The sequence below is a fragment of the Citrobacter sp. MGH106 genome (assembly GCF_001037495.1).
Lineage (GTDB): Bacteria > Pseudomonadota > Gammaproteobacteria > Enterobacterales > Enterobacteriaceae > Citrobacter > Citrobacter murliniae.
On record NZ_KQ089822.1, the window covers coordinates 748,829 to 755,919 of the forward strand.

Sequence of the window (7,091 nt, forward strand, 5' to 3'; positions counted from 1 at the left end):
TTAATCTGAAACCAGCCACATATCAGACTCTTCAAACATTTCCTGAACAGTACGGCTTATCTGTTCCTTCTCATGCTTGCTGGCGTCGGTATTGATCGCCGGCAGTGTCATCATCGGTTTAACCCGAACATCAGCATCAGGGAAGATACGGTGAACCCTCCTGGTCAACTCGCCCAGAATGATATCTTTTGCACCGGGCAGACCATCAAAATTCCTTTTGTCATAAACGAGTTCCACGAACATTGCTTATTGCTCCTTTACTGGATGGATATACAGTATTTATACTGTGTTTTTATGCAGTATTCAAGAGAGGGCGTGATGATGCCACGACGCAGCGATATTGAAATAGCCTGGTATGCTTCGATACAGCAGGAACCAAATGGCCGGAAGACCGTAACCACGCAACGGTTTGTCCAGGAACTGAGCAAGGTTAACTGGAACTGGACGATGAAGCAGGCCAACGAATGGATCGAGTGGTATGTGACAACATTCCGCGATGTATCAACGCAGGAAGGCGAGAACCGTACCTTTCAGCTGTTCAATCCAAACGGAGGTCTATAGCCATGGGCTTTCCTTCACCTGCGGCAGATTACGTTGAAACAAGGATTTCCCTTGATCAGCAGCTTATCAGTCAGCCCGCAGCGACTTACTTCATGCGTGCATCACGTTCACATTTCAGGGAAGGGATAATCCAGGGGGCGCTGCTTGTTGTTGATGCGTCACTTTCTCCCTGTGATGGCTCGCTGCTGATATGCGCGATAGACGGGGAATTCAGGATCAAGCGATATCGGACTCATCCTCAGCCCCACCTGGTTAATCTGGATAACGGGAGAAGGGAGGCGCTGCCAGCAGATGATGATGGTTACAGTTCTGCGCCCGCTATATTCGGGGTGATCACGTACATCATTAATGATGCCAGGAAAGCGGAATTTGATGATTGCCCGGTGATGTGAGCACATCACTGTTAAGTGAAGTATGAAGTGGGGTTACGTGGTTTAGGTTAATTATCATTTCTGTCTGGATTGTTAGACAAACCAACCCCTACTTTTACCGCAGCGAACAACATGATGCACAGAGTGGTAATCACGGCAAATACCAATGAGAGACTAGTAATCATAGGGCTTCTTAATGTCAGATGAATGCTATTGTCAGACAACTGTATAGGGAAAAGGTTCCTGGCAATTATCGTGCTTGCTACTCAAGAGGATATTACAATCCGATAGATCGTAGTTGGCTGGTGATCTGTCGATAGTTTCACCCCAATAATTCCCCGGAGTTTCCCCGTACAGAAAACAGGCATAAAAAAACCAGCCGTAACAGGCTGGTTCTTAGAGGATTTTTGGTCGGCACGAGAGGATTTGAACCTCCGACCCCCGACACCCCATGTTAGTGCGTTCCATCCTCAAGAGCTAAACGGCGGCAGAGGGTATCGTAAAAACTAATAATATCTTCAGTAACTTTCGAAATATCAAGCTCATCCATCTGGGCAACAGTTGCTTGAACTTTTCCTTCTTGTCCTGTCGGATCAACGCTGGTCAATGTATCACAAAGATTTTCGAATTTTTCACGGAGGTCTGCAGGGATGTCTTCTGAAGTTTTAATATGTCCAATGCTAAAAATATAGGCATTGGACAAACGTTCCTTAGTGCTGCCAGCTCCAGCTAGAGTGAGAACTGCGATATGAAATTTTTCCCAAGCATAACTTAATGACATAGCCTTCTCCTTTACCCTTTGCATAAAAAAGCCCGCATCAGCGGGCTTTCATGTCACTAGGGAGCCGCGGCTCCTTTGCGTATCCTTTTTTGTCCCCTCACCGTCTGGTCGGTGTCCTGCTGAGACTGCTAACTTCCTGTTTTTGCTAGTGCTGTCCTGGCACTGTCCAATCATGATTGGTGGAGCTGGCGGGAGTTGAACCCGCGTCCGAAATTCCTACATCCTCGGTACTACATGCTTAGTCAGTCTTTACATTCGCACGCCAGCTGCGGACAGACACGCCACTAACGAACTAGCCTGATTAGTTTTAGCACTTCAGCCCCAGGCAGGACATCCATGCGATCTCTTTTGGGTTTGACCTCTCTTGATCCCCGTCTTAAGAGCGGAAGCTAGGGAGAGAGGGCTCTTAGCAGGTTATTAAGCTGCTAAAGCGTAGTTTTCGTCGTTTGCGACTATTTTTTTGCGGCTTTTTACGAGGCCAACCGCCCCTCGGCATGCACCTTGGGTTTCGCAAATCCCGTCGAATCCAGAATCAGCCCCAATGTGTTGCAGTAAGTATAACAGACTTGTGACATGCGTGACCAGCCCCTGCAACCCCTTATCCTCAACGATTTACCGCTCGCGCAGCGCTTCTTTTGCGCGGTTAAACGGTTTGATTAAATAGTCGACGATGGTTTTTTCACCTGTTTTTATATCCACTGTGGCAATCATACCCGGAACGATAGAGAAATGACGTCCCAGTTTGTTCTGCAAATAGTCCTGGTGGGTGCGGATAAAAACACGGTAGTAGAAAATTTCCGGTTTTACTTTGTCCTGGATAGTATCCGGTGAGATGGTTTCAACCACACCTTCCAGCCCGCCATAAATGGCGTAGTCATAGGCAGTGATCTTCACCAACGCCCGCTGGCCGGGATGGATAAATGCGATGTCGCGCGGTGACAGGCGTGTTTCAATCAACAGGTGATCATCCACTGGCACGATCTCCATCATTTCGCCGTTAGGCGGAATTACGCCGCCAATGGTGGTGACCTGGATGTTTTTCACGATGCCGCGCATGGGGGTACGCACCGTCAGGCGGGTAACAGAATCCTCGCGTCCTTTCAAAATAGATGCGAGCATATCCACTTCTGCGTTCGCTTTTGACAGTGCTTCACGCGCCTGCACGTAATATTGCGAGCGCAGGTCAGTGATTTTCAGCCCCAAATCGCTTTTTTGTCGCTGCAGGCGCAGCACTTCCACATGGCTGGCGGCTCCGCTTTTCTCCAGTCGTTGGGTGATCGCCAGCTCTTTATTCACTGATACCAGCGCATCCTGCAGTTCCACCATCGAGTCGGCAAGTTGTGCCCGACGGCTTTTATACAAGCGGGTTTCGGTGGCGATAAGCTCCGGCCAGGCTTTTAGCGAGTCGGGAAATGTCAGCGGTAGATCGTTGACTTCGGCATTGAGCCTTGCGCTGGAGGCCAGCGAGGCGCGGAATCGGGCTGCGCTTTCACCAACGTTTGATTCAGAACGGGTCGGGTCGAGACGAGCCACAATTTGATTGGCTTGCACTTTATCTCCTTCGCGCACTGTCAGTTCTGCGAGGATACCGCCGTCGAGCGACTGCAACACCTGCTCACGCGAGCTGGGGATCACTTTCCCGCTACCGGTGGAAACTTCATCCAGTTTGCCGAAATACGCCCATATCGCTAATACCGCAAACAGCAGTGTGCTGAGCAGAATAATACTGCTGGCACCGGAAAAACGGTGTTCGCGGCGGATATCGAGGTCGTCCATGGCGGCATCATGCGGATTGGTTTTCATTTTTCCACTCCCGACCGTGAGTCTGTGTGGAAGCCCGGCTTGCATTCAGCGCTTGTGCTTTCGGGGCATCCATTACCAGTTGACCTTCTTTTAACACCACCACGCGTTCGACAAGTTCGAGAACCGGAACGCGATGGGTGGCGACAACCAGCGTGCGGTTGCCCAGCCACAGGTTCAGTCGTTGAATAAACTCTCGCTCGGTGTGTTCATCCAGCGATGCGCTTGGCTCGTCGAGCAGTACGATATTGGGGGATCTCAGAAGCATTCTTGCCAGCAGAATTGACTGTCGTTGCCCGCCGGAGAGACCGTTGCCACCCTCCATAATAGGGTGAGCCAGCCCTTTGGCGAGCTGCTTCACAAATGCTGCTGCGCCGCTGACTTCCAGTGCGTCAAATATCTGCGCATCGCTGGCATGTGGTGCGCCGAGGGTCAGGTTCTCGCGCAGCGTCCCGAAAAACAGTCGCGCGTTTTGGCTGAGAAATCCGATGTTTCTGCGTAAATCAGCCATATCGATTTGCGCCAGGCTCAGGTTATCAAGCCGGACATCGCCCTGAATAATGTCTATGCCACCTGCCATTGCCTGTAGCAGAGTGGATTTTCCTGCGCCGTTACGTCCGAGGATGGCGACCCGTTCTCCTGGCATGATTTCCAGGCGCGAGATGCGCAGCGGTACGCGCTGGTCCTCACTGTGGTAGCGAAAATGCGCATTTTCAAACAGATAGTGGCCATGAAAGATCTCCTGATGTACCCGGTTTTCATCGTGCTGGGTTTCAGTGGGCAACTGCATAATGCTGTCCAGACCCATCTTCGCCGCTTTGACCTGCTGCCAGCGTGCCAGCACGCCGCACAGATTAGCCATTGGGGCGATCATCCGTGAGCCGAGCATGGAGGCCGCCACCACGGCCCCGGTGGTCATCGTACCTTCAATGACCATCGGTGCACCGAACATAATGATTGCCGCGTAGACCAGACTTTGTACCGACATTCCCCAGCCAATCAGTCCCTGTGTCAGCTTGCGGGTGCGCAGACCGGACTCTCCGGTAATGCGGATGTAGCTGTTCCACTGCTGCAAAAAGCGGTTCTCCGCCTGCATCAGTTTGATGTCTTCCAGCCCCTGTACGCTCTCGACCAGCACTGCGTTACGTAGAGTGGATTCGTGAGCAGCCTGGTTGGCGAGCACCGACAGTTTTTTCTGTAACAGCAATCCCGGCAGGATCATCAGAATGGCGGCGACAGGAGCTATCCACGCCAGCGGTGGGGCAATGCATGCCAGCACGACAATAAACAGAAAGAAAAAGGGCAGATCAACAATGGTCGACATGGTGGAGGAGGTGATCATCTCACGCACCTGCTCCAGCTCGCGTAGCTGGGAAATAAAGCTTCCCGTTGAGCGAGGCACTGCGCTGTTGCGCAGCCGCAAGGCATGGCTGAACACGCGATCGGAAATCCGCATGTCAGCGCGTTTACCGAGCAGATCCATAATATGGGTTCGCGCTTCGCGGAGTAAAAAGCCAAACAGCACCGCGACCAGCACTCCAGTTGAGAGAACATACAAGGTGGGATACGACTGGGCCGGGATAACCCGGTCATAGACCTGCATGGAAAAGATAATCCCGGCGAGCGACAGGACGTTAATCAGAAATGCGGCGATCATTACCGGCAGGTAAGGACGGATGTCCTTTAACACCAGTTCACGCATCCAGTCAGGCTTAAAGCGCGAAATGTAGCGATCTACCCGACTGTCTTTCAGCGCTGATAATGGGCGCAGTGCGGTGATGGTGTGGATTTCCGGCAGCAGTTCCGTAACAGTCAACCGATTGCGCTGTCCCTCTTCGGCAATGATAAACACATCCAGCGTATCTTCGCCGTTGAAATGTTCTATCACCATAATTTGGCCGTCGCGAAGTTCAGCCACCACTGGTAAACGCCACTGGCTGAATACCTGTTTTGTGGTATCCAGTGTATGAAATGACAACCCAGCCTGTCGGGCCAGCTGCGTCAGGGCGAGAGACCTGTTTTTACCAGCAAACCACGGGGCGTTGGCCTGAATTGCACCGGGTGAACAGGTCACGCGGTAGTGGCCGGCAATGTGGGTAATCGCCTGCGCCCATTGGCTGAGAGTCGGTTCTCCAATGACATCTTCGGTATGCGGGTCGACCTGGCTCATAGCTGTATCTCCACCGACTGGATGCTGCGGTTATTTAAGGCGAACGCCTGACGTAGCGATCCGGTGTTGTAGAGGCAGTTCAGTTGAAGCTGACGAAGCTGACTTTGGGTCTGTAGCTCGGCAAAACGGGCCTGATACACTTCCTGTTCTGCATTCAGTACGTCGAGCAGCGGACGTGAACCGAGGTCGAGATACTGCTGCTGATAAAGTTCGCGCGTACGTTCGCTCAGCTGATGCTGGCGGCGCAGAATTTGCAGGGCGCTGGCGAGACTCATCGCCTGGCTACGGGACTCCAGTAATTTCTGACGTACGTCGAGTCGGGTGCGCTGGATGGAATATTGTGCGGACTCGACCGCATGGCTGGCGGCGTTGCGTCGGGCTGTGAGGCCGCCGCCCTGATACAGCGGCATCTCAACTTTTACCCACGTTGAGTACTGTGTTTTGTCGAGTACTTCATGGCTGGGATACTTGTCATTAAGGTAATGCTGAACAGAGGGCTCCAGAGAGAAGGTCGGTGTCATTTGCGCATTGGCGTAGTCCAGGTTTGCCTGTGCGATGTTTGCCTGTGCCCATGCCGCGAGTACGGCTGGAACCAGCCGGTCATCCGGTTTTGCCACATCACAACTGCTGTCCAGTTTGACCGGGAACTCATTGCTGATGCCGTTGAGTGAGTTCCAGCCGAGAAAACTCATCAGCGTCGCCTTGCTGCTGTCTAGGTTAGCCTGATACTGCGCCAGCAGTGAGCGAGCAGACTCAATACGCGCGTCAGTTTGTACCACGTCTGACTGCGACGTCGCCCCTTCATTATTGCGTTCCCGGGTCAGCCTGCCAATGCCGTTCAGGGCAACGAGCTGCTCTTCGGCGGCATCGACCATTTGCTGCCACGCCTGAACCTGGACAATGGCGTTTGCGGTGGCGTGGGCGACGGTATCAATGCTGAGTAATACGTTTGCCTGTTGTTGAGCGGCCCCGGCGGTTTCAGCCCGGACCTGGCTTGCGACTTTGCCGAAGTCGTACAGCATTTGCGATACCGAGATCACCAGTGACGGGCTGAAACCGTGATCGTTATAGGTATTGCTGTATCCGTTGTTCATTCCGGCAGTGACCTGCGGATAATATTTCGATTTCGCCACGTCGATCTGCTCATTCTGTGAGAGCAGTTTACCGATGGATTCACGAATAGAGGGGTGCCAGCTTACAGCGCGGCTTACCGCATCGCTAAGCGTCAGATTGCCGGGCGCGGCGGCGCTAAGCGGTAGTTCGGCCATGGAACCATCGAGAGAGGGAAGCATCTGGCTGGTGGCCAGCCCTTCCGGCGTAATAACTTGAGGTTCATCTTCGGCATTAACCCATAAGGAACAGAGCGTTAATGCCAGCAGTAAAGCGACAGGGGCGACACGTCTCATAG

General features: G+C 52.6%; 8 protein-coding genes and 1 other RNA gene. 2 read left to right on the plus strand and 7 right to left on the minus strand.

Annotated elements, in window-relative coordinates:
* Window positions 1-243 carry a DinI family protein gene (locus SK36_RS03495; RefSeq protein ID WP_048220770.1) on the minus strand — a complete coding sequence of 81 codons (243 nt, stop codon included), beginning with the start codon at window positions 241-243 and terminating at the stop codon, window positions 1-3.
* Between the two features lie 75 nt (window positions 244-318).
* Here SK36_RS03495 and SK36_RS25190 point away from each other — a divergent pair, with 75 nt between their 5' ends.
* Complete coding sequence (locus tag SK36_RS25190; RefSeq protein ID WP_000982849.1) at window positions 319-561, plus strand: hypothetical protein; 243 nt, start codon at window positions 319-321, stop codon at window positions 559-561.
* Window positions 562-563: 2 nt separating this feature from the next.
* Window positions 564-953, plus strand: a complete 390-nt coding sequence (locus SK36_RS03505; protein WP_048220771.1) for a HumD family translesion DNA polymerase — start codon at window positions 564-566, stop codon at window positions 951-953.
* Window positions 954-1,000: 47 nt separating this feature from the next.
* Here the strand turns inward: SK36_RS03505 and SK36_RS25195 are convergent, their stop codons facing one another.
* The 6 genes from SK36_RS25195 to SK36_RS03525 all read right to left on the minus strand — a co-directional run bounded on the left by SK36_RS25195 (window position 1,001) and on the right by SK36_RS03525 (window position 7,089).
* Window positions 1,001-1,117, minus strand: coding sequence for a YnaM/YnfT family protein (locus tag SK36_RS25195; protein ID WP_352471416.1), 117 nt, complete (start codon window positions 1,115-1,117; stop codon window positions 1,001-1,003).
* A gap of 269 nt (window positions 1,118-1,386) precedes the next feature.
* On the minus strand, window positions 1,387-1,713 hold the full coding sequence (locus tag SK36_RS03510) for a hypothetical protein (RefSeq protein ID WP_048220772.1): 327 nt from the start codon (window positions 1,711-1,713) through the stop codon (window positions 1,387-1,389).
* A gap of 177 nt (window positions 1,714-1,890) precedes the next feature.
* Window positions 1,891-2,253, minus strand: a transfer-messenger RNA (tmRNA) gene (gene ssrA / locus SK36_RS23320).
* Between the two features lie 72 nt (window positions 2,254-2,325).
* Window positions 2,326-3,489 carry a beta-barrel domain-containing protein gene (locus SK36_RS03515; protein WP_136345271.1) on the minus strand — a complete coding sequence of 388 codons (1,164 nt, stop codon included), beginning with the start codon at window positions 3,487-3,489 and terminating at the stop codon, window positions 2,326-2,328.
* Between the two features lie 7 nt (window positions 3,490-3,496).
* On the minus strand, window positions 3,497-5,683 hold the full coding sequence (locus SK36_RS03520; RefSeq protein WP_048220773.1) for a type I secretion system permease/ATPase: 2,187 nt from the start codon (window positions 5,681-5,683) through the stop codon (window positions 3,497-3,499).
* A complete protein-coding gene (locus SK36_RS03525) occupies window positions 5,680-7,089 on the minus strand; it encodes a TolC family outer membrane protein (RefSeq protein ID WP_048220774.1) in 1,410 nt (469 codons plus the stop codon). Before SK36_RS03525 ends, SK36_RS03520 begins: the two co-directional genes overlap by 4 nt.
* Window positions 7,090-7,091: the final 2 nt, after the last annotated feature.